Here is a 22,835-nt window from a genome sequence, read left to right on the forward strand (position 1 = left end):
CTTCCCTTCCGGATGGATGCGCCGGACGAGCTGGCCGACTGGCTGCGCCTGACCCTGATCCCCGGTCTGGGCGGCGAAGGCGAGCGCCGCTTGTTGCAGGCTTTCGGCGAGCCGGCGGCGATTTTCTCCGCTTCGCCTGGAATGCTCGCCAAGCTGCTCGGCGTGCAGCTTGCCGAGCGCGTCCTGTGCCATGACAGTACCGCCGAGATCGAAGCCGCCATGCGCTGGGCGCAGATGCCCGGCAACCGGATACTCACGCTCGCCGATGCGGCCTATCCGCAGGCGCTCTTGACCGCCGCCGACCCGCCGCTGCTGCTTTACGCCAAAGGCCGTATCGAGCTTCTGAACCGCCCCGCCTTGGCGATCGTCGGTTCGCGCAATGCAACCCAACAGGGCGAGGCCAATGCAAGCGCCTTTGCGCGGACGCTTGCCGCAGCAGGGCTGACCATCGTCAGCGGGCTGGCGGCAGGTATTGACGCCGCCGCCCACCGGGGCGCGCTGCAAGAGCCTGCTTCCACGGTTGCGGTGGTCGGCACCGGCTGTGACCGCATCTACCCGGCCCGCAACGAAGCGCTCGCCCGCGAGATCGCCTTCAAGGGCTGCATCATCAGCGAATTCCCTCTCGGCACGCCACCGATCGCCGCCAACTTTCCGCGCCGCAACCGGTTGATCGCGGGTCTGAGTCGCGGCTGCCTCGTCGTCGAAGCGGCGAAAGAGAGCGGCTCCCTGATCACTGCACGGCTGGCGGCCGAAGCGGGCCGCGAGGTGTTCGCGATCCCCGGCTCGATCCACTCGCCGCAATCGAAGGGCTGCCATGCGCTGATCAAGCAGGGTGCGAAACTGGTCGAATCGGCGCAGGACATCCTCGAGGAGCTGCGCTGGGAGAACGTGACGAATCCAGTGATCGTCCCGCCGGTGAAGGAGGCCGAAAGGGATCCGATCCTGCTCGCTCTCGGCGGCGATCCCGTTGATCTCGACACCCTCGCGGCGCGCACGGGGCTTAGCGCCGACGCGCTGCTGGCCCGTCTCTTCACGCTCGAAATGGAAGGCCGCATCGCGAATCTGCCGGGTGGCCGTTATCAACGGCTGAACTGAACCAGCTTGCCAGCGGACATGAAGCCCGCTTAACATCCGCCCCCCATGAGCAAACAATTGATCATCGCCGAAAAGCCATCGGTCGCGCAGGACATCGCGCGTGCCCTGGGCGGTTTCACTCGCGAGGGTGACTATTTCGAGAGCGAGTACTATGTGCTGTCCTCGGCCGTAGGCCATCTTCTGGAACTGGCCGTGCCGGAGGAATATGAGGTCAAGCGCGGTAAATGGAGTTTCAGCCATCTGCCGGTGATTCCGCCACGCTTCACGCTGCATCCGATCGAGAAGACCGCCGATCGCCTGAAGTTGCTCGTGCGGCTTGCCAAGCGCAAGGATGTCGTGGCGCTGATCAATGCCTGCGACGCGGGACGCGAAGGCGAGCTGATCTTCCGCTACATCGTCCAGTTTGCCAAGATCGACAAGCCGATCCGTAGGCTGTGGCTGCAGTCGATGACGCCACAGGCGATCAAGGACGGCTTTGCCCACCTGCGCACCGATGAAGAGATGCTGCCGCTCGCGGATGCAGCGCGCTGCCGCTCGGAGGCCGACTGGCTGATCGGCATCAACGGCACGCGCGCGATGACCGCCTTCAATTCTCAGGAAGGCGGCTTCTATAAAACCACCGTCGGCCGCGTGCAAACGCCGACCTTGGCGATCCTCGTCGAGCGCGAGAAGGCGATCCGCGCCTTCCAGCCGCGCGACTACTGGGAGGTCGAGGCCGAGTTCCAGGCGGTCGCTGGCACTTATCGCGGCAAATGGTTCGACGAAAAATTCAAAAAGTCGGACGATGAGCATGCCAGGGCCGAGCGCCTGTGGGACATCGAGCAGGCCGAGGCGCTGCGCAAGAAGTGTCTGGGCAAGCATGGCGAGGTCACGGAAGAGGCAACCCCCAAGACCGAAGCCTGTCCGCTGCTCTACGATCTCACCAGTCTTCAGCGCGACGCCAACGGCCGCTTCGGCTTTTCGGCACGCAACACCCTGGCGCTCGCCCAAGCGCTCTACGAAAAACACAAGGTGCTGACCTATCCGCGTACCGACAGCCGATACTTACCCGAGGACATGATCGGCGCCGTCAAGGAGACGCTCGCGGCGCTGACCGATTCGCCCCTCGGCCAGCATGCCGCAACGGTGCTCAAAAACGGCTGGGTGCATCCGACCAAGCGCATCTTCGACAACGCCAAGGTCTCCGACCACTTCGCGATCATTCCCACCGGCACCCCGCCGAAACATCTTTCCGAGCCCGAGCAGAAACTCTATGACCTCGTCGTCAAGCGTTTCATCGCGATCTTTTACCCTGCCGCCGAGTATCTCGTCACGACGCGCATCACGCGCGTCGAAGGGGAGCCGTTCAAGACCGTCGGCAAGGTGCTGGTGACCCCGGGGTGGCTCGCCGTCTATGGCAAGGAGGCGCAGGGGGGGGAAGAGAGCCCGAATCTACCACCGCTGGCCAAGAACGAACGGGTGTGGACCAACGACGTCGAAGTGAAACCCAACCACACCAAGCCGCCGCCACGCTTCAACGAAGCGACGCTGCTCACGGCAATGGAAGGCGCCGGCAAGCTGGTCGAAGACGAAGAACTCCGGGAGGCGATGCTTGATCGGGGCCTGGGCACGCCGGCCACCCGCGCGGCGATCATCGAAGGATTGATCCAGGAAGAATACGTGCATCGTCACGGCCGCGAATTGCAGCCGACCGCCAAGGCCTTCAACCTGCTGTTCGCCCTCGAACAGCTCAAAGTCGACGAGATCCGCTCGCCGGAGCTCACCGGGCTGTGGGAATGGAAGCTCAGGGAGATGGAACATGGGCGCCTAAAGCGCGAGGCGTTCATGGCGCACATCGTCGAGCAGACGCGCGAGATGGTCGAACGCATCAAGACCGGCGAGCTGCACGACACCGATTTCGGCACGCTCGAAACGCCTTGCCCGAAATGTGGCGGAAAAATCCACGAGACCTACCGCTACTTCAAGTGCGACCAGTGCGACTACAAGCTGTGGAAGGTGATCGCCGGCCGCCAGTGGGAGCCGGAGGAAATGGAAGAGCTGCTGAAAAACCGGCAGATCGGCCCGCTTTCCGGCTTTCGCAGCAAGATGGGGCGCGCCTTTTCCGCCGTCATCCGCCTCGATGAGGATTTCGCGCCGAAGTTCGACTTCGGCAACGAGGAGGATGCGGCCGAGGCAGTCGATTTCAGCGGACAGGTGCCGTTGGGCCCCTGCCCGAAGTGCGGCGCGCGGGTATTCGAAATGCCGATGGCCTACGTCTGCGAAAAGGCCGTAGGTTCAGCGAAGTCCTGCGACTTCCGCTCTGGCAAGGTGATCCTGCAGCAGGAAATCTCCCGCGCCGAGATGCAGAAGCTGCTCGAAACCGGCCGGACCTCATTACTCAAGGGCTTCGTCTCGAACCGCACGAAGAAGAAGTTTTCCGCCTATCTGGTGCGCAACGCCTCCGGCAAGATCGGCTTCGAGTTCGAGCAGCGCACGGCAAAACCTACCCAGGCGAAGACGGAAACGAAAGTCGGCGCTGGTGAGGCGGCAAGCGCAGCGAAAAAGTCCTCGACGAGAAAGAAAAGCGGCTGATCCGCGGCGCGCAGGCTGGAGTCAGTCCTGCGCCCAGAAGCGGCTGACGTCCCGAATGCCCCATTTCGCCGCCTCTTCGCGACCGACGATCTTTTCCGTCGGCTGCCTGGAGAGATCGACGACTTCCGGCGCAAGATAGGTTTGTGATTTCGTCGAGAAAAAGACCTTGACCTTCGGCGTGAGCAGCGATTGCGGCGATTGCTCGATGACGACGCCGAGACGGCCTGAGGATAGCCGCACCAGCGAACCGACCGGGTAGATGCCGATGCTCCTCACGAAGGCGTGGAAGATGCGCTCGTCGAAATGGCCTTTCCATTCGGCCATCCGGCGGATCGACTCGGACGGCTCCCAGCCGGCCTTGTAGGGACGGTTCGAGGTGATCGCGTCATAGACGTCGCAGACCGCGCCCATTTTGGCGAACAGGCTGATCGCCTCACCCGACAAGCCTTCGGGATAGCCGCTGCCGTCGATCTTCTCATGGTGGTGCAGGCACACATCGCGGGGAATCTCGCCTGCCGCGCCGCCCTCGACCAGCAGACGATGGCCATCGACCGGATGGCGTTTCATGATCACGAACTCTTCGTCGGTGAGCTTGCCCGGCTTGTTGAGCACTCCAGGTGGCGTCAGCGCCTTGCCGAGGTCATGCAACAATCCCGCCATGCCAACCTCGCGCGTCGTCGCCTCATCGAGCTCGAGCACGCGCGCGAGTGCGACCATCAGCGCACAAACGGCGACCGAGTGCATATAAGTGTAGTCATCGGCCGATCGCAGCCGCGCCAGGCTGATCAACGCGCCGGGGTTGCGCATCACCGAGGCGGAAATCTCATCGACCAGCGCGCCGGCGGCGGCATGGTCGATCGCCTTGCCCATGCGCACTTCCTGGAACATCGAGATGACCTGTTCCTTGCCTTGGGCGCAAATCTTCGCCGCCCGCCGTACTTCCTCGGCCAGGAGCACGGGCCGCCGGATCGTCGGAGCCGGCGCTGGCGGCGCCTCGATATGCATGAGCTCGTCTTCGACGCGGGCGGCGATTTCCTCGCGGGTGGGCGCCGACGCCTCGACGTCGAGGCCTTTCGCCGTGTCGATCCACACCTCGCGCACGCCGCAGCTTTGCACTTCCCTGAGCAGCTGCGGCGTATCGATCTTGAAACTCTCGCTCCAGAATGGGTGGTCCATCCACGAACCGCAGAATTCGTGGATGTGCATCCCCAGTCGGAGTTGGTCGACAGTGACTTTTTTCAACATGCTAGACTCGCCGCCCCCTTTCCATCCAGCCGACATGTCATGGAGCTTCATCCTCTCTTCCAGGCGCTGATTCTCGGCTCAATCGAGGGTCTCACCGAATTCCTGCCGATCTCCAGCACCGGCCATCTGATCCTCGCCGGAGACTTGCTCGATTTTAACGACGAGCGTGGCAAGCTGTTTGAAATCGTCATTCAATCCGGCGCGATCCTCGCCGTGGTCTGGGAATACCGGCACCGCTTCGGCACGGTGCTCGCCGGCCTGCCCCATGACCCGGTCGCGCGACGGTTCGTCATCAATCTCTTCATCGCCTTCCTGCCGCTCGCGGTGCTGGGCCTTTTGTTCGGCAAGGCGATCAAGGCCACCTTGTTCGCGCCGATCCCGGTCGCCCTCGCTTTCATCATTGGCGCCCTGATCATCCTTTGGGCCGAGCGGCGCACACATACGGTCACCATCCACTCGGTCGACGACATCACGCCGTGGGATGCGCTGAAACTCGGTCTAGCGCAAGCCTGCGCGCTGATCCCCGGCACTTCGCGCTCGGGTTCGACCATCATCGGCGGGCTCATCTTCGGGCTTAGCCGCCAGGCGGCCACTGAATTTTCCTTCTTCCTTGCCGTACCAACGCTCGGCGCCGCGACCGTCTATCAGCTTTACAAAGAACGGCACTTGCTGGTCTGGGACGATCTCGGCCTGTGGGTCGTCGGCTTCGTCTCCGCCTTCGTCTCGGCTTTCCTGTGCGTGCGCTGGCTGTTGCGCTACATCAGCCACCACGATTTCACGATCTTCGCCTGGTACCGGATCGTCTTCGGCCTCGTCGTGATCATTACCTGGCAGCGGGGGATCGTCGATTGGACCACCTCTTGATGCCATGAACGTCCTTTTCGAAGAGGATGGCGCCTTCAAGACCGGCACCATCGTCGCCGACAACGATACCTCCTTGCAGGTCGACACCGTGTCGGGCAAGCGCATCAAGCTGAAAGCCGCCCAAGTGCTGCTGCGCTTTGCCGAGCCCGCACCTGCCGAGCTGCTCGCGCGAGCGGAAACGCTGATGGCCGAGATCGACACCGAATTCCTCTGGGAAGTCGCGCCGGAGGGCGAGTTCGGCTTTGCCGAGATGGCCGCCGAGTATTTCGGCCATGCGCCCAGCCCCAGCGAGGCCGCCGCAGTGTTGCTGAGACTGCATTCGGCGCCGATCCATTTCCATCGCAAGGGCAAGGGGCGCTTCAGACGCGCGCCGCCGGAGATTCTGCAGGCCGCGCTCGCCGGGCTGGAAAAAAAGCGCCAGCAGGCGCTGGCCATCGAGCGCATGGTCGAGGAGCTCAAAGCCGGCCAGCTGCCCGCCGAGTTCAAGCCCCTGCTTGCCGAGCTGCTCTACAAGCCCGACCGTAACAAGCCGGAAACCAAGGCGCTGGAAGCCGCCTGCGCGGCAACCCATGAATCCGCCGAGCGGCTGCTTTTTCGCTGCGGCGCGATCGATGACACGCACGACTATCACCTCGGCCGTTTCCTGTTCGAGCATTTCCGCGCCGGCACCGGCTTTCCCTCGTTCGAGCCGCCCGTGGCAGCGGCCGATTTGCCCTGTGCGCAAATCGCTGCCTTCTCGATCGACGACGCCCACACCACCGAGATCGACGATGCCTTCTCGGTCGAAATGAAACCCGATGGCGGCATGAAGGTCGGCATCCACATCGCCGCGCCGGGCTTGGGCTTCGGGCCGGATTCCGATCTCGGCAAGATCGCCCGCCAGCGCTTATCGACCGTCTATATGCCGGGCAAGAAGATCACGATGCTGCCCGAAGGCGTCATCGATGCCCACACGCTCGCCGCCGGGCAGATCGTTCCGGCACTGTCGCTCTACCTCGACGTCGCGCCGGATCTGCGCATCCTCGCGCACGAGACGAGGATCGAGCATGTGCCGGTGGCGGCGAACCTGCGCCATCACGACATCGAGCCGCTGTTCAATCGGGATACGCTGGCAGCCGGCAGCGTGCCCGACTTTCCTTTCCGCGACGCATTGATCCGCCTCTGGGAGCTTGCCACCGTGCTCGAAGTCGGGCGCGGTCAGACGAGCCAGCAAAACCGCAAGGACTACAACTTCCGCATCGACTGGGAGGCCGAGACGGCGTATGGCAAAGGCCAAGTGACGATCGAGGAGCGGCCGCGCGGCAGTCCGCTCGACATGCTGGTCGCCGAGCTGATGATCGTCGCCAACAGCACCTGGGGTGCGCTGCTGCGCGATGCAAAGCTGCCGGGCATGTACCGGGCGCAGACCGCGGGCAAGGCGCGCATGACGACGGTGGCTGCCCCGCACGAAGGTCTGGGCGTCGATTGCTACGCCTGGTCGACCTCTCCCTTGCGGCGCTTTGCCGATCTGGCCAACCAGTGGCAGCTGATCGCGCTGTTGCGGGGGGATAAGCCGCCGTTTCCGCCCAAGTCGGCGGAGCTGATGGCCGCCTTGCGCGACTTCGAGCTCACCTACGCAAGCTATGCCGAATTCCAGCGGCAGATGGAACATTACTGGTGCCTGCGCTGGCTGTTACAGGAGGAAGTGAGCGAGATCACGGCCCAGGTGCTCAAGGAGAACATCGTGCGCTGCGAGACGCTGCCGCTGATCCTCAAGGCCACCGGCATGCCGACGCTGGAGCGCGGCGCGCGCGTGCGCCTCGCGGTAGCGGATGTCGATCTCTTGGCCGCCACCGCGCAGGCGCGTTTCCTCGCCGTGCTGGCGGCGGCAGATGCGGAGGAAAACGACGCGAACGACGTGGAGGAAGGCGCAGGTTAGAATTTCCCCATGCCCCTTTCCCTCGACTGGCCCGCTCCACTGGCAACGCTGGATGCATCGCGACGGCGGCTGACGCTCGCAGTTGGCATTTCATTGTTCCTGCACGCGATCCTCTTGTCGATCCACTTCAAGCTGCCCGAGAAGCTCGACCATGTCCGCGAGCAGGCGCTCGACGTCATCCTCGTCAATGCCAAGCACGCCGAAAAACCCGTCAAGACGCAGGCCAAGGCACAGGCGAACCTCGATGCCGGCGGCAACATCGACGCGCCACGGCGTGCCAAGACTCCGCTGCCGCCCAGCCGGGAGAGCCACAGCGGTGACGACCTCATCGCCGCCCGCCAGCGCGTCGCGCTGCTCGAACAGCAGCAGCGTGAGCTGATCACCAAACATGGTACGGAGCATGCCATCCGGCCGCAGACCGAACCCACTCTCGATGCGCACCAGGCCGAGATTTCCGGCCGCGATCTCGCCACTGCGGCGCGGGCATTGGTGCGGCTGGAAGCGGAAATCGCCCGTTCGATCGACGAATACAACCAACGGCCGAAACGCAAGTTCATCGGCGCGCGCGTCGAGGAATACCGTTTCGCGCAATATGTCGAGGACTGGCGCCAGAAGGTCGAGCGCGTCGGCAACCTCAACTATCCCGAAGCGGCGCGCGGCAAGCTCTACGGCAGCCTGATCCTCACCGTGGCGATCAAGAGCGATGGTAGCCTCGAGCGCGTCGAGCTCAATCGCTCCTCCGGCCACAAGGTGCTCGACGAGGCGGCACAACGCATCGTGCGCCTGGCCGCGCCTTTCGCTGCCTTCCCGGAGAACATCCGCCGCGATACCGATATCATCGAAATCACCCGCACCTGGACGTTTACCGGTGCGGATCGACTTGCCACCCAATAGAAGGACATCTCATGGCTCTCTCTGCCGACGACGTCAGCATGGCGCTGTTCTGCGATTTCGAAAACATCGCGCTCGGCGTGCGTGATGCGCAGTATGAAAAATTCGACATCAAGCCGGTGCTCGAACGCCTGCTGCTCAAGGGCAGCATCGTCGTCAAGAAGGCCTATTGCGACTGGGAGCGCTACAAGAGCTTCAAGGCGGCGATGCACGAGGCGAACTTCGAGCTGATCGAAATCCCGCACGTGCGCCAGTCGGGCAAGAACTCGGCCGACATCCGCATGGTCGTCGATGCGCTCGATCTCTGTTACACCAAGAGCCACGTCAATACCTTCGTCATCATCTCGGGCGACTCGGACTTCTCGCCGCTGGTGTCGAAGCTGCGCGAGAACGCCAAGCGGGTGATTGGTGTCGGCGTCAAGCAATCGACCTCCGACTTGTTGATCGCCAACTGCGACGAGTTCATCTACATCGACGACCTGATGAGGAAACGGAGCCGCGAGGACAAGCAGGCGAAGAAACCTGCCGATCCGCAGGAAATGGAGGCGCGCCGCACCAAGGGTCTGGAGATGGCCGCCGCCACGCTGGAAGCGCTGCTCGAAGACCGCAGTGACGACGAGAAGGTCTGGGCCTCGGTGCTCAAGGAAGCGATCAAGCGTCGCCATCCGGGTTTCAACGAGGCCTATCACGGCTTCAAGACCTTCGGCGCGCTGCTCGAAGAGGCGGCGCGGCGCGGGCTGATGGAAGTCGGCCGCGAGGCCAACAGCACCTATGTGAAACGGCGCCTCGCGCAGACTTCGGCCGAAGCGACGCCGGCCGAAATGGCAGCCCCCGAGCCTGCGACGACGCTGCCGAGCCCATCCGCGGCCGAGGGTGCCGTCCCGCCAGCGCCGACTTTGCGAGGTGAGGCGGCGCCCGGCGGGACGTCTCCTATTCCGCCAGCGCCGACTTTGCGAGGTGAGGCGGCGCCCGGCGGGACGTCTCCTATTCCGCCAGTGCCGACTTTGGAGTCTCCGTCGGCAGAAGCCGCCGCACCCGCGCCGGCGCCCCGCCGTCGTGGCCGCGGCCGCAAACCCGCCGCAGCGGCCGAAGCGCCGGCCGCCGCAGAATCCGCTCCCGTAAAGCCCGCCGAACCCGCCAAAGCGGCATCAGCCGCTTCCGTTGAATCGGCACCGGCTGCTCCCGTCGAGGCCAAGACCGAAGCGCAAAGAAAGCTCGTCCGCAAGCCGCGCAGTCCGCGGCGTCGCAAAGATCAGGCGCCCGTCGCGTCCTGATGGTCGGCTAGATGGGCCAGCAGCCGCGCCGCCTTGGTCACCTGCTCCACCGCGCGGCGCAGCGCACTGGCCGCGCGCAGGCGGGCATCCATCGCCGTCACCTCGAGCACCCCGCGCGCGCCCAGCTCGATGAGCTCCGCCTTGAGCCGCTGATAAGCGGCTTCGAACGCCCCCAGATCGGCTTCCAATGTCGCGGGCGTGCCGGCGCCGGCTGTCGGATCTGCAGCCGCGATCACACGCTCGCCGGTGGCGCGGAAGGCCGCGATGTTTTGCGCCGCCGGCAGCTGCGGCGCCTCGCCGGCGGCTGCCGTCGCCTCGGCGGCCAGCTCGGCGGCCATTTCGTAATAGCGCGCGATGCGCAACAGCGACGGTAGTCGGCGCGCACTCTCGGCCGGGATGCGGGTGCGGGAAAGTTCGGCGATGAACAGCGCGATCGCATGTGACAGACTGGCGGCGCTGCGCTCATGGCCGGCGAGATTCGTCTCACCGACCAGCGCCGCCCGCACGATGCGCGATGTGATGCCGCCGAGATGGCGCAATTCGCGATCGAGCGCGTCGAATGCCAGCGTCGCTACCGCGAGCACGTTCTTGTCGAGATAGCGGGGCCGTGCCTCATCCTCCTCGGCGCTGCGGAAACGGCCTTCGAGGAAGACGACGAGCATGTCGGCAAGCGGCCAGACGAGCAGGACGCCCAACACGTTGAACACCGTGTGGAACAGCGCCAGCTGCGCGGCGGGCGCGGCAGCGAGGCCGAACAGTCCGCGCAGCATTTCCAGCAGGGCCAGCAGCCAGGGCAGCAGCAACAAGGCAACGATGCCGGTCAGCACGTTGAACAGCACGTGCGCCAGCGCGGCGCGCTTGGCGTTCGGCGTCGCGCCGAGTGCGGCGAGCACCGCGGTCACGGTCGTGCCGACGTTGGCGCCGATCACCACCGCAGCGGCGGCTTCGAGCGTGATGAATCCGCTTTGCGCGGCCGAGAAGGCGATCACCAGCGCTGCGGCCGAGGCCTGCATCAGGACGGTCATCAGGATGCCGATCAGCACCATCGCGCCAACGCCGGCAAAGCCATCCCAGTGCGGCAAGGTGAAACCTGCGGCGATGCCGGAAAAGCTGCTGCGCAACAGATCGATACCGAGGAAAAGCACGCCGAAGCCGGCGAGCGCCGTGCCGAGCGCACCGCGCCGGCCGACCTCGTCGCCGAGTCGCAGCAGCATGCCTATGCCGATCAGCGGCAATGCCAGCGTCTCGATCTTGAACTGCAGGCCGACGAGTGCGACCAGCCAGCCGGTGATCGTCGTGCCGACGTTGGCGCCGAACAGCACCCACAGCGCACCGCCGAGCGAAAGCAAGCCGGCATTGACGAAACCGATCGATGCCACCGTCACCGCACTGGACGACTGCACCAGCGCCGTGACCGTGATGCCCGTGGCAAGCCCACGTAGGCGCGTCTTGGTCGAGCCGGTCAGGATGCGCTCGAGCGCCCGCCCGGCGGCGAGCTTCAGGCCATCGGTCATCAGCCACATGCCGAGCAGGAACAAGCCGACACCCCCCGCCGTACCGCCGAGCGCCTCGAAACCGCTCATGATCCGTCGCTTCCTTCGATCATGAGGCGATTGTGCCTGAATGCGCCCTGCCCATGCCCTAGAATTTCGCCAGATGCCCACACTCAAACCCACCCGCTGGCCCGTCCGTCTCCTCGCCATCCTCGTCCTGGCTTTCTTGGCCTGGCAGGGCTGGTATCTCGGCTGGGTGCTGTGGTGGCGCGATCATGATCCCGGCCAGACGCGCTTCATGGCGCAGCGTCTGGCCGAGCTGCGCGAGAAAAACCCGCAGGCGCGTCTTAGCCAGACTTGGGTGCCTTATGGGCAGATTTCGATGCATCTCAAGCGCGCGGTGGTGGCTGCCGAGGACGACAAGTTCATCGACCACGAGGGTTTCGACTGGGAGGGCATCCAGAAGGCCATCGAGAAGAACCAGAAGAAGGGCAGGATCGTCGCCGGCGGCTCGACGATTTCGCAGCAGCTGGCGAAAAACCTGTTCCTCTCCGGCGCGAAGACCCCGGGCCGCAAGGCGCAGGAAGCGTTGATCACCCTCTGGCTGGAAACCTTCTGGGGCAAGCGCCGCATCCTCGAGGTGTATCTGAATGTCGTCGAATGGGGCGAAGGGGTGTTTGGCGCCGAAGCCGCCGCGCGGCGCTATTTCGGCGTCGGCGCCCGGAATCTGTCGGCCGAACAGGCGGCACGGCTCGCCGTGATGCTGCCCGCGCCGCGCAAGTTCGAGAAGAATCCGTATTCCGATTATCTGAACCGGCGCACACAGCAAATTGTCGCGAGGATGCACCTCTCTTCCGTGCCTTGAGGCGCAGCGCCGGGCGTAGAATTCCTTCATGCCTGCCCAGCCCACCCAGCCAGAGACCCGCCCGCGCGCCCAAAGTCTCTTCGAACAGCACCTGACCGACGTGCAGCTGCTGCTCGCGCGTCAGCGGCGCGTCGAGGCACTGGTCGAGAAGCAGGATATGCCACGCCATGGCGTGGTCGAGGATCTGGTGCACCGCCAGCATCTGGTCGAGCTGCACAACCTGCTGCGGCGGCTGTCGGCCGCGGAAATCGCCCGTCTGATCGAAGTCCTGCCGGAAGAAGATCGCCTCACCACCTGGCAGGAAGTCGAGGAAAGCCGCGGTGAGCTGGTGCTCGAATTCCTGCCCGACGAGCTGCGCGCCGAATTGCTCGCCGCGCGCCCGCTGCACGGCGCGCCGAGCAGCGCGGTCTCGGCCTTCGAGCTCAGAAACGGCCGTCTGTCGCAGGCGCGCATCGCCCGGCGCGAAGATCTCGCCACGGTGGCGCCGATCTGGATCGATCTCGTCGCGCCATCCGCCCAGGTGCGTGCCTGGGTGGGTGAATTCTTCGATCTCTACCTGCCCGACCCCGAAGATGTCGATGACATCGAGGAATCGGCGCGCTTCTACATCGACGACAACGGCGCGGTGCACTTGAGCTCGAACTTTCTGCTCAGCCGCCAGGGCGCCACACGCAACGTGCCGGTGGCCTTCATCCTGCACCGGAACATCCTGTTTTCGATCCGGAACGAGGAGCTGCCGGTGTTCCGGCTGCAGCGCCTGCGCGCGCGCACCCAGCCCGGCTACGTCTCCGACGGCAAGGACGTGCTGCTCGACCTCTATGGCGCCGACGTCGAATACTCGGCCGACACACTCGAAGAAACCTATGCCGAGCTCGAACGCGTCGGCCGCCAGGTGCTCTCGCCGCAGGTCTCCGACGACGAGGCCGCCGAGATCCTCGCCGAGATCGCCAAGAGCGAGGACTTGAACGGCCGCATCCGCAGGAATGTCCTCGATACGCGCCGCGCGCTTTCCTTCCTGATGCGCGGCCGCATGCTCTCACCGGAACAACACGAGGATGCGCGCCAGATCCTGCGCGACATCGAGTCGCTCGACGGTCACACTTCGTTTCTGTTCAACAAGATCAACTTCCTGATGGATGCCGCGGTCGGCTTCATCAACATCAACCAGAACAAGCGCGTGTCGAAACTGACCGCGATCACCGTCGTGTTCGTGCCGATCAACATCATCGCCGGCATCGGCGGCATGTCCGAATTCTCGATGATGACCGAGGGCATCCCGTGGCCGATTTCCTACGGCGCCTTCACCGTGGCGATGGCCCTGTTGGGTTACGGCACCTATCATGCGCTGCGCTATTTCGAGCGTCGCGAGGCGGCCAAACGGCTTGCTGCACGCCGTTCGCGATCAGCGTGAGACTGCCGTAATCGAAGCGCAGGCCGACCCAGCCTGTTTCGCCGGCAAGTTCCGCCGCGCAGACCTTGATGACGCCCGCATGGGTGATGAGCACCGCCTCCTCCGGCAGGCTGGCAAGGAATGCGGCGACCCGCGCCCGCAAGGCTGCCACGCTCTCGCCGCCCGGGGGCTGGAAATGGAACGGGTCGGCTGCCCAAGCATCGAGCAGACGGCGATCGAGCGCCTCCCACGGCTGCATTTCCCAGGCACCGAAGTCGATTTCGCGGATGCGGCCATCGACGATCGGCGCCGGATGCAGATGTTCCGCGAGCCGCAAGCAGCGCTGCAGGGGACTGGAATAGATCGGCACGCCGGTAGGCAGCAAGGGGGCGAGCGCCGCGGCATGCAGCGCCGGGTCGTCGGCGAGCGGCAGGTCGGTCGCGCCGTAGCAAATGCCGGGGGCGACCGCGGGCAACGGGTGTCTGATCAACCACAGGCGCATGTGAGCCCCAGATAGAAGGCGATTTCGGTGAGCTGTTGCGTCGCCCCCAGGCAGTCGCCGGTATAGCCGCCCAGCCGCTGCCGAAACCAACGTGCGGCGAGCAGCGTGACGAGCGTGACGAAAAGGAGCGCAACGGCCGCCTGCTGCCAAGGCAACCAGAGGCAAGGTGCTAAGCCGATGAGCGCCGCGAAGGCGAGCTCGTTGATCGCCAGCCGTGTGGCAAGCGGTTTGGCCTTGCCCGCTTCGCGCGCATAGTCGAGCGCGTAGATTAGCGTCGTCGCAGCGAAGCGCGACACCGCATGCCCACCGATCAGCGCCAGCGCAAAAGTCGGCGCTGACGGCACGGTACCCGCGCTCGCCAGCAGTTCGGACAGCGCCGCGAACTTGATCAGCAACACCACAACGATGCCGATCGCACCGAAACTACCGATGCGCGAATCCTTCATGATCGTCAGCGCCTGCTCGCGCGTGAAGCCACCGCCCAGGCCATCGAGCGTATCGGTCAGGCCGTCCTCGTGGAAGGCGCCGGTGACGAGCAGGGTCGCTGCCATGCCGAGCAGCACGGCGATGGACGGCGGCCACAGCGACGCCGCCATGAGCGTGACCGCCGCGCCCATCGCGCCGACGATGATGCCCACCGCCGGAAACCAGCGCGCTGCGTGATTCAGCTGCTCGGCCGAATGCCCGACCCAGATTGGTGCCGGGATGCGTGTGAAAAAGCGCAGCGCGGCGAAAAAGTATTCGAATTCGCGCCGGATCACAGTTTTTCCGAAACGCCCGCGGATTCGAAACTCGCCATCTCGGCAAGCATCGCGCAGGCGCATCGGACCAGCGGCCAGGCGAGCGCCGCCCCGGTGCCTTCGCCGAGCCGCAGATCCAGGTCGATGAGCGGCCGCACGCCCAAGTGCGCAAGCTGCACCTGATGGCCGCGCTCTTGCGAAAGATGCGAGAACACCGCATAGTCGAGGAAGGCCGGCGCGAGCTTCGCGGCCACCAATGCCGCCGCGCTGCTGATGAAGCCATCGACCAAGACCAGCATCTTGCGGCGCGCGGCTTCCAGCATGCTGCCGGCCATCGTCGCGATCTCGAAGCCACCAAAGCGGGCCAGCACCGCGAGCGGCTCATCAGCCGAGCGATCGCGCCAGGCATCGAGCGCCTGCTGCAAGAGCGTCCGTTTCCGCATCAACCCGGCGTCGTCGAGCCCGGTGCCGCGACCGACGCAGTCGATGAGCGGTGCGCCGGTGAGAACATGGGTGATCAGCGCGGCCGAGGCGGTGTTGCCGATGCCCATCTCGCCAAAGCCGACGACATGGCAGCCTTGCCCGGTCAGTCCCGCGACGATCCGCGCCCCATTGTCCATCGCTTGGGCACATTGTTCCGCCGTCATCGCCGGCCCATCGAGATATGATGCCGTGCCGGTAGCTGAGACTTTCGCATCGATCAGGCCGGGCCGAGCGCCAAAGTCGTGGGCGACGCCGCAGTCGACGATGGCGAGCTCCAAGCCATTTGCGCGCGCGAAGACGTTGATCGCCGCGCCGCCGGCGAGGAAGTTCTCGACCATCTGCCAGGTCACTTCCTGCGGATAGGCCGAGATGCCGGCCTTCGCGGCGCCATGATCGCCGGCGCAGACGACGATGTGCGGCTTTTCGAGCTTGGGCTTGAGCGACTGCCGCACGCGGCCGATCTGCAAGGCCAGCGTCTCGATGCGGCCCAGGCTGCCCAAGGGTTTGGTCTTGTTGTCGATCGCTCGCTGCAAAGCGTCATCGAGCGCATGGCTCACCGGTTCGACATCGAACTGCATTGCATCCCCCCAACAGAAAATCGGCATTGTAAGCTTCGCCCATGATCGAACTCGTCATCGGCGGCGCCCGTTCGGGCAAGAGCGCCTACACTGAAACACAGGCGGCGGCATCAGGCCTTGCCGTCGTCTATGTCGCCACGGGCGAAGCCCATGATGCCGAAATGACCGAGCGCATCGCCCATCACCGCGCGCGCCGCCCCGCCGCCTGGCGCACCGTCGAAGAGCCCTTGGCGCTGGCTGATACGCTGGCGCGCGAGGCATCGCCAGAGCGCTGCCTGATCGTCGATTGCCTGACGCTGTGGCTGTCCAACGTGCTGCTCTCCAGGAGGGAAGAAGAAATCGAGCGGCTTTTCGCCGCACTGCCGCGGTTTCCGGGCCGGATCATCCTCGTTTCCAACGAAGTGGGCTGGGGCATCGTGCCGGACAACGCGCTGGCGCGCCGTTTCCGCGACGAACAGGGGCGGCTCAACCAGAGAATCGCCCGACTTGCCGAGCGGGTGACCTTGGTGGTGGCGGGCCTGCCGCTCGTGCTCAAGGATCGAGCAGTTTGACCCTCACCCAGCCGCGCACGCTGTTGATGAACCAAAGCTGCGTTGCGCGCGCGAGCTCTTCGATGCGCACGCGCCGTTCGACGATTTCGCCACGCGCGAGCAGCTTCGCACGCAGCACGCCGGGCAAGAGACCCGCGGCAAGCGGCGGCGTCACTCGGCTGCCGTCGAGTTCGAGCACGACGTTGCCGCGCGTGAATTCGGTGATCTCGCCCTGTGCATTCCACAGCAGCGTATCGAACACGCCCGGCGGCGGACTGAAGGGCGCATAGGCGCAGCGCTCGGTGGTTTTGTGGCGCAGGAACTCGACGTCGGCTTCGATCGGCCGACTGGCGAGCACGACTATCACCTCTGGCGGCGTCGGCTCCAGCGCATGGATTTCGGTCTCGACACTGCCCGTGCGTCCGAGCAGCAACCGCACCCGCCAAGAGCCTGCGGGATGCGCGGCGGCGAGCGCGGCAAGCTGCCGCCCGATGCGTGCCCGATCGCACGGAAAGCCGAAATGCGCGGCGCTCGACGAGAGCCGTTCGAGATGGCGTTCGAGCAGAACGTAGTCTCCGTCTTCGAGCGCCAGCGTCTCCAGCAGAGCGAAGTTCGCCGTCGCACGCAGCAGGAAGCGCCGCTTGATCAACCATTCGGCATATTCGCGCCGCGGCTCGGAATCATGCACGATGCCGCTGCCGATGCCGCATTCGGCGCGTCCAAGGCGACGGTCGATGACCACGGTGCGGATGCCGACGTTGAAAGTGGCATGGCCGCCGGGACGGATGATGCCGAGCGCGCCGCAATAGGCGCCGCGCGGCGCGTCTTCCAGCGCGGCGATGGCGGCCATCGCCGCGACCTTCGGCGCGCCGGTCACCGACCCGCAGGGAAATAGCGCGGCGAACACATCGCTTAGCGCCACTTCGGGGCGCGTGATGCACTGCACGGTCGAGCTCATCTGCCAGGCGGTGGGCAAGCCATCGAGCGCGAACAGTTCGGGTACGCAGACCGTGCCGAGCCGCGCGATGCGCGAAAGATCGTTGCGCATCAGATCGACGATCATCAGATTCTCGGCGCGCTCCTTTTCCGAGGTCAGCAAAGCCTTTGCCGCCGCGGCATCCCGGTCGGGATCATCGTGGCGCGGCGCGGTGCCTTTCATCGGCCGGGTGATGAGCGTCCCATCCGGATGCCAGTCGAAAAACAATTCCGGCGAGACCGAGAGGATTTCCCAGTCGTCATCGCGCAGATGCAGACAGTAACCCGCCGGCTGGGTGGCGACGAGCGCCGCGAACAAGGCCGCGCCGCTGCCGGAGAAATCGGCAAAGACCCGCGTGGTCAGATTGACCTGATAGAACTCGCCGTCATCGATGCGCCGGCGCAAAGTGTCGATCGCGGCACAAGCGGCGGCCTCGTCCGTCGCGATATGCCAAGGACCGCAATGGAAGTGCTCGTCTGCTGCCGGTTCCGCTCCTTCCTCGGCCGCGGCATGGACCGCAAACGCTGCAAGCGGCAGGAAGCCATCCGGCGGCCGCACCCTGAGCGCGGCATCGAAGGCCGGCGCGGCATCAAAGGCGACGAAGCCGACCACCCAGCGGCCGGCGCGGGCTGCCTGCAGCGCCGCATCGAGCACCGCTGGCACCTCTTCGAGCGTCTGCGCGACGAGCCTCGCCAGCGGTGCGGCGAAGACGAGCCGCAGACGGGCATCGCCCTGCGGAAAATCGACCCGGGCTTTCACGGCAGAGCAGGTCCGAGCGCGCCTTCCACCGCATCGGCCAATCGTTCCAGGTCGGCCTCGCGGCGCGCAGCGAGGTCGACCGGGGCGATGTCCTGCGCGCCCGCCCAGCAAAGCAGCGCGGCCAGCGCCTCGGGGCGATCGAACAGGCCGTGGCAGTAGGTGCCGAGAATCCGACCGTCTTCCGACAGGGCGCCATCTGAGCGGTCATCGTCGAGCACCGCTGCCGGCTGGGCGAGTGCCGCGCCGCGTGTCATGCCCATGTGGATTTCATAGCCGACCAAGGGTGCCGTCTGGCCGGCGCCGAGTTTCAATGTGCCGCTCACATGGCGCAGTCGTTTTTCCCGCGTCAGCGTCGTCTCACAGTCGATGAGCGCCAGCCCCGCCATGCTGCCGGCCATCCCTTCGAGGCCGAGCGGGTCGTGGATCGCGCGGCCGAGCATCTGAAAGCCGCCGCAGATGCCGATCAGCTTGCCGCCGTAGCGCAGATGCCGCAGGATCGCCGCCTCATGGCCCTGTTCGCGCAGCCACTCGAGATCCGCCTGCACCGCCTTCGATCCCGGCAGCACGACGAGATCGCAAGGTGGCAGCGCCTGCCCCGGCCCGACCCAGCAGAAATCGATTTCCGGGTGCAGGCGCAGCGGGTCGAGATCGTTCGCGTTCGCAATGCGCGGCGCAACGAGCGCCGCGACCTTGAGCTTTGCCGCGTCGTTTTGCTCGACATGGCGCTCCAGCGCATCCTCGGCGTCGAGGAACAGGCCATGAAGATAGGGAATGACACCGAGCACCGGCTTGCCGGTCCTGTCAGCCAACCAGTCGAGCCCCGGCTGCAAAAGTCCGCTGTCGCCGCGGAACTTGTTGATCACCAGCCCGGCGACCCGCGCCCGCTCGCTCGCCGACAGGCATTCGAGCGTGCCCACCATGTGCGCGAGCACGCCGCCGCGGTCGATGTCGCCGACCAGCCACACCGGGATGTCGACTGCTTCGGCAAAACCCATGTTGGCGATGTCGCGGTCTCGCAAATTCACTTCGGCGGGAGAGCCGGCGCCTTCGACGATCACGCAGTCGAATTCGCTGGTGAGCCGCTGCCACGATTCCAGCACCGCGCTCATGGCGATGCGCTTGTAGTCGTGATAGGCCCGGGCGTCGAGATCGCATGCTACCTTACCGTGGATGATCACCTGGGCGCGGCGATCCGAGCTGGGTTTGAGCAGCACCGGGTTGAAATCGATGCGCGGTGAAAGCCCCGCCGCCTGCGCCTGCAAGGCTTGGGCGCGGCCGATCTCGCCGCCATCGCTGGTCACCGCCGAGTTCAAGGCCATGTTCTGCGGCTTGAACGGGGCCACTTTCACGCCGCACCGCGCGAGGATGCGGCACAAGGCCGCAACCAACACGCTCTTGCCGGCATCCGAGGTGCAGCCCTGTATCATCAGCGCTTTCATATGCGCGATTTTCTCACGCCATTGCTCGTTGCCTTGGCCGCCCTCCTGCTCGACCGGCTGTTCGGCGAGCCGAGGCGCTTTCATCCTCTCGTCGGCTTCGGCCGGCTCGCCGAGCGAGCGGAACACATTTTCCGCCGCGGCTCGCCGGGCCATCCACTCGGCAATCGCCTGCGCGGTCTCATCGCCTGGTCGATCCTGGTCTTGCCGCCGGTTCTGCTCGCGGCAGTGTTGGCCCACCCGCTCGTCGATCTGTTGCTGCTCACCTTCGCGCTCGGGGCAAGAAGCCTCGCCGAACATGGGGATGCCGTCGCCGCGCCCTTGGCCGCCGGCGATCTGTCCGCCGCGCGGCAGGCCGTCGGCCAAATCGTGACGCGCGAGACGGCGCTGCTCGACGAGACGGGCGTGGCCAAGGCCGCCGTCGAGTCGGTGCTGGAAAACGGCCATGACGCGGTATTCGGCGCGCTGTTCTGGTTCTTTATCGCCGGCGGCGCGGGGGCGCTGCTATTTCGCCTCGCCAACACGCTCGACGCGATGTGGGGCTACAAGGACGAGCGGCGACGCTACTTCGGCTGGGCCGCGGCGCGTCTGGACGATCTGTTGGGTCTCATTCCCGCACGGCTGACGGCACTCACCTATGCGGCCTTGGGCGAGACGCGCACGGCGCTGGCCTGCTGGCGGCAACAGGCGCGGCACTGGCCGAGCCCCAACGCCGGGCCGGTGATGGCCGCAGGATTGGGCGCCTTGAAAATCGGCGCTGGAGGGACGGCACGCTACGCGGGGCGTGACGAAACACGCCCCGCCCTGGGATGTGGTCCCGCGCCACGGGCGGCCGACATCCGCCGTGCTTTGGCGCTGGTGAGCCGCGGCATCGGGCTGTGGCTGGCCGCATTCGCGCTCTGGAGCCTCCTGCGTGCTTGAGCATGGCGGCCGGTTGAACGCGGCGGCGCGGCGCTTTGGCATCGCCCGCGAGCAATGGCTCGATCTGTCGACCGGTATCGCGCCCTGGCCCTATCCGCTGCCGGCCGTGCCGGCGGAAGTCTGGCAGCGGCTGCCGGAAGAGGACGACGGCCTCGATGCCGCCGTGCAAGCGCATTTCGGCGCGCCGGGGCTCATCGTGCCCGGCAGCCAATGGGCGATCGGCACTGTGCCGCGCCTTCTGCCGCCGGGCCGGGTGGCGATGCCGACGCCGATCTACGCCGAGCATTTGGCCGCCTGGCGCGGTGCCGGTCACCGGATCGTCGGCTGGGACGAGGCGGCGGACTATGCGGTGCTGTGCCAGCCAAACAATCCGACCGGACAGCGCTGGACACACGCCGAATTGCTCGAACGGGCGAAGACGCTGCGGCTGTTCGTCTGCGACGAAGCCTTCCTCGACATGACGCCAGAGGAGACCTTGATCGATGCCGCCGACAACGTCCTCGTGCTGCGCTCCTTGGGCAAGTTCTTCGGTCTGGCGGGTTTGCGCATCGGTTTCGTCTTCGCATCCAAAGAGTGGCTGACACGATTGCGCGAGCGGCTCGACCCCTGGGCGGTGTCGCATCCGGCGCGCTGGGCGGCGCGTCTTGCGCTGGCCGACCGTTGCTGGCAGCAGGAGCAGCGGCAGCGACTGATCGCCTCGTCGGCACGGCTTGCCCGCTTGCTGTGCGCGCATGGCCTGGAAAATGCCGGCGCGGCACTGTTTTGCTATGTGCCGACACAGCGCGCGGAGGCGATTTACACGCAGCTGGCCCGGCGCGGCATCCTCGTGCGCCGTTTCGACGCGCCCCCCGCGCTGCGCTTTGGTTTGCCGGCGAATGAGGCACAATGGCAGCGTCTCGAACAGGCCTTGATTTCATGCACCGACTGATCTGGCTTTTCGCTTTGCTCGCGCTGGCTGCGCGGGCCGAAATCACCGTCATCGACGATGCGGGCACGCGTCTCGATTTGCCGCACCCGGCCGAGCGCATCGTCAGCCTCGCCCCGCACATCACCGAGACGCTGTTTGCCGCCGGCGCAGGAAGCAAGATCGTCGGTGCGGTCGATTACAGCGACTATCCCGAGCCTGCGCGAACGATCCCGCGCATCGGCGGTTATTCGCGGCTCGATCTGGAGCGCATCCTGGCGCTTTCGCCTGATCTGGTGATCGGCTGGGCATCCGGCAACAGCGCCGCGCACATCGAACGCTTGCGCGCCGCCGGCCTTCCGGTGTTCCTCGTCCAGCCGGAACGCATCGACGATGTGGCGAAGAACCTCGAACGTTTCGGCCTGCTTGCCGGCACCGCGGCGACGGCCAACGCCGCGGCGGCGGATTTCCGCATGCGCTTGGCCGAACTGCGCGCCCGTTACGGCGCAAGACCCCCGGTGCGCGTCTTCTACCAGATCTGGAAGCAGCCCTTGATGACCGTCGGCGGCAACCAGGTGATCACCGACGTCGTTCGGCTGTGCGGCGGCGAGAACGTCTTCGCCGATCTCAAACCGCTGGCGCCACAGGTGACGGTCGAAGCGGTGATCCAAGCCGATCCCGAGGTCATCGTCGCCTCCGGCATGGGCGAGGCGCGGCCCGAATGGCTCGACGATTGGCGGCAGTGGACGACGCTTGCGGCGGTCAAACGCGATAATCTGTTCTTCATCCCGCCCGATCTGATCCAGCGCCACACCCCGCGCCTCGTCGAGGGCGCCGCGCGGCTGTGCGAGCAGTTGGAGGCCGCGCGGCGCAAGCGCAATATGGAGGCCCGATGATGTTCCGGTTCCGGCACCTCGTGTTCACCATGAGTCTTTCACCGTTGACGGCGGCGACATGGGCACGGGCCCCCGGGCCGCTTTCCACCTACACGCCGCCACTCACGCCGGAATTGAAAGCGCGTCTCGCGAACGTCGTTATCGCCGCCGGCGCGCGTTATTTCGAGCGCAAGTGCTCGCAATGCCACGATGGCGAGAAGACGGGCACCCATGCCAAAGGGCCTTGGCTGTGGAACGTGTTCGGGCGGCGCGCCGGCAGCATCGCGGGCTTCGGGTTTTCAGCGGCGATGAAGTCAGCCGGCGTCGTCTGGGGCTTCGCCACGCTGGACTGTTCCCTAACCGATACCGAGCGCGCCGTGCCGGGTCGGGCGATGAACTTCGCCGGCATCGCCGATCCGGCCTTGCGCGCCGCGGTCGTCGTCTACTCGAGCCGGCTCAACGACACTCCACCAGCGCTGCCCTGAAGGTTCCAGCGCATTGTTCTGCTGCTAGAATTCGCGCCTT

At 65.6% G+C, this 22,835-nt stretch carries 20 protein-coding genes; 13 read left to right on the forward strand and 7 right to left on the reverse strand.

The annotated features are described in order from the left end of the window. Positions 1-12 precede the first annotated feature (12 nt). Together dprA and EL335_RS11765 are read left to right on the forward strand one after the other, a co-directional pair. A complete protein-coding gene (gene dprA, locus EL335_RS11760) occupies positions 13-1,095 on the forward strand; it encodes a DNA-processing protein DprA (protein ID WP_126447133.1) in 1,083 nt (360 codons plus the stop codon). Positions 1,096-1,140: 45 nt separating this feature from the next. Next, the gene (locus tag EL335_RS11765; RefSeq protein ID WP_126447135.1) at positions 1,141-3,666 is read left to right on the forward strand and encodes a DNA topoisomerase III; all 2,526 of its coding nucleotides are present in this window, start codon (positions 1,141-1,143) and stop codon (positions 3,664-3,666) included. Positions 3,667-3,687: 21 nt separating this feature from the next. Here EL335_RS11765 and EL335_RS11770 read toward each other — a convergent pair whose 3' ends face one another. Then, positions 3,688-4,911, reverse strand: coding sequence for an HD-GYP domain-containing protein (locus EL335_RS11770; RefSeq protein WP_126447137.1), 1,224 nt, complete (start codon positions 4,909-4,911; stop codon positions 3,688-3,690). 39 nt (positions 4,912-4,950) lie between these two features. On the opposite strand from EL335_RS11770, the gene EL335_RS11775 reads away from it, so the two are divergent. From EL335_RS11775 to EL335_RS11790, 4 genes are read left to right on the forward strand one after another with little or no spacing between them, the layout of a single operon-like run. Then, a complete protein-coding gene (locus EL335_RS11775) occupies positions 4,951-5,775 on the forward strand; it encodes an undecaprenyl-diphosphate phosphatase (protein WP_126447139.1) in 825 nt (274 codons plus the stop codon). A gap of 4 nt (positions 5,776-5,779) precedes the next feature. Then, positions 5,780-7,693, forward strand: coding sequence for a ribonuclease catalytic domain-containing protein (locus EL335_RS11780; RefSeq protein WP_126447141.1), 1,914 nt, complete (start codon positions 5,780-5,782; stop codon positions 7,691-7,693). Between the two features lie 9 nt (positions 7,694-7,702). Further along, positions 7,703-8,587, forward strand: a complete 885-nt coding sequence (locus tag EL335_RS11785) for an energy transducer TonB (RefSeq protein WP_126447143.1) — start codon at positions 7,703-7,705, stop codon at positions 8,585-8,587. 11 nt (positions 8,588-8,598) lie between these two features. Then, entirely contained in the window at positions 8,599-9,858 is a 1,260-nt protein-coding gene (locus EL335_RS11790; RefSeq protein WP_126447145.1) for an NYN domain-containing protein, read from the forward strand. Here EL335_RS11790 and EL335_RS11795 read toward each other — a convergent pair. Continuing rightward, the gene (locus EL335_RS11795; RefSeq protein ID WP_126447147.1) at positions 9,837-11,441 is read right to left on the reverse strand and encodes a Na/Pi cotransporter family protein; all 1,605 of its coding nucleotides are present in this window, start codon (positions 11,439-11,441) and stop codon (positions 9,837-9,839) included. The genes EL335_RS11790 and EL335_RS11795 overlap by 22 nt on opposite strands. Before the next feature lie 73 nt (positions 11,442-11,514). On the opposite strand from EL335_RS11795, the gene mtgA reads away from it, so the two are divergent. After that, complete coding sequence (gene mtgA / locus EL335_RS11800; RefSeq protein WP_126447149.1) at positions 11,515-12,216, forward strand: monofunctional biosynthetic peptidoglycan transglycosylase; 702 nt, start codon at positions 11,515-11,517, stop codon at positions 12,214-12,216. Positions 12,217-12,244: 28 nt separating this feature from the next. After that, a complete protein-coding gene (locus EL335_RS11805; protein ID WP_126447151.1) occupies positions 12,245-13,627 on the forward strand; it encodes a magnesium and cobalt transport protein CorA in 1,383 nt (460 codons plus the stop codon). Here the strand turns inward: EL335_RS11805 and EL335_RS11810 are convergent. The 3 genes from EL335_RS11810 to cobT are packed head-to-tail and all read right to left on the reverse strand — an operon-like array spanning position 13,518 to position 15,936. Then, positions 13,518-14,108 (reverse strand): histidine phosphatase family protein, encoded by a 591-nt coding sequence (locus EL335_RS11810; protein WP_126447153.1) that lies wholly within the window; start codon positions 14,106-14,108, stop codon positions 13,518-13,520. The genes EL335_RS11805 and EL335_RS11810 overlap by 110 nt on opposite strands. After that, a complete protein-coding gene (locus EL335_RS11815; RefSeq protein WP_126447155.1) occupies positions 14,093-14,869 on the reverse strand; it encodes an adenosylcobinamide-GDP ribazoletransferase in 777 nt (258 codons plus the stop codon). Before EL335_RS11815 ends, EL335_RS11810 begins: the two co-directional genes overlap by 16 nt. After that, complete coding sequence (gene cobT / locus EL335_RS11820) at positions 14,866-15,936, reverse strand: nicotinate-nucleotide--dimethylbenzimidazole phosphoribosyltransferase (protein ID WP_284155358.1); 1,071 nt, start codon at positions 15,934-15,936, stop codon at positions 14,866-14,868. The genes EL335_RS11815 and cobT overlap by 4 nt, the downstream gene beginning before the upstream one ends. Before the next feature lie 14 nt (positions 15,937-15,950). Between cobT and cobU the strand changes: the two genes are divergently transcribed. Beyond that, the gene (gene cobU, locus EL335_RS11825; RefSeq protein ID WP_126447159.1) at positions 15,951-16,460 is read left to right on the forward strand and encodes a bifunctional adenosylcobinamide kinase/adenosylcobinamide-phosphate guanylyltransferase; all 510 of its coding nucleotides are present in this window, start codon (positions 15,951-15,953) and stop codon (positions 16,458-16,460) included. On the opposite strand, the gene EL335_RS11830 is transcribed toward cobU, so the two are convergent. Both EL335_RS11830 and EL335_RS11835 read right to left on the reverse strand, forming a co-directional pair. Next, a complete protein-coding gene (locus tag EL335_RS11830) occupies positions 16,441-18,174 on the reverse strand; it encodes a chorismate-binding protein (protein WP_126447161.1) in 1,734 nt (577 codons plus the stop codon). The genes cobU and EL335_RS11830 overlap by 20 nt on opposite strands. Then, on the reverse strand, positions 18,171-19,613 hold the full coding sequence (locus EL335_RS11835; protein WP_284155359.1) for a cobyric acid synthase: 1,443 nt from the start codon (positions 19,611-19,613) through the stop codon (positions 18,171-18,173). Before EL335_RS11835 ends, EL335_RS11830 begins: the two co-directional genes overlap by 4 nt. Between EL335_RS11835 and cbiB the strand changes: the two genes are divergently transcribed. The 4 genes from cbiB to EL335_RS11855 are packed head-to-tail and all read left to right on the forward strand — an operon-like array spanning position 19,614 to position 22,795. Next, positions 19,614-20,531, forward strand: coding sequence for an adenosylcobinamide-phosphate synthase CbiB (gene cbiB / locus EL335_RS11840; protein WP_126447163.1), 918 nt, complete (start codon positions 19,614-19,616; stop codon positions 20,529-20,531). Further along, a complete protein-coding gene (cobD, locus tag EL335_RS11845) occupies positions 20,524-21,459 on the forward strand; it encodes a threonine-phosphate decarboxylase CobD (RefSeq protein ID WP_126447165.1) in 936 nt (311 codons plus the stop codon). The genes cbiB and cobD overlap by 8 nt, the downstream gene beginning before the upstream one ends. Further along, complete coding sequence (locus tag EL335_RS11850) at positions 21,447-22,331, forward strand: cobalamin-binding protein (protein ID WP_126447167.1); 885 nt, start codon at positions 21,447-21,449, stop codon at positions 22,329-22,331. Before cobD ends, EL335_RS11850 begins: the two co-directional genes overlap by 13 nt. Continuing rightward, positions 22,328-22,795: a c-type cytochrome gene (locus tag EL335_RS11855; protein WP_126447169.1), complete on the forward strand. Its 468-nt coding sequence runs from the start codon at positions 22,328-22,330 to the stop codon at positions 22,793-22,795. Before EL335_RS11850 ends, EL335_RS11855 begins: the two co-directional genes overlap by 4 nt. Positions 22,796-22,835: the final 40 nt, after the last annotated feature.

Origin of the sequence: Sulfuricystis multivorans, from assembly GCF_003966565.1 — a bacterium.
GTDB lineage: Bacteria > Pseudomonadota > Gammaproteobacteria > Burkholderiales > Rhodocyclaceae > Sulfuricystis > Sulfuricystis multivorans.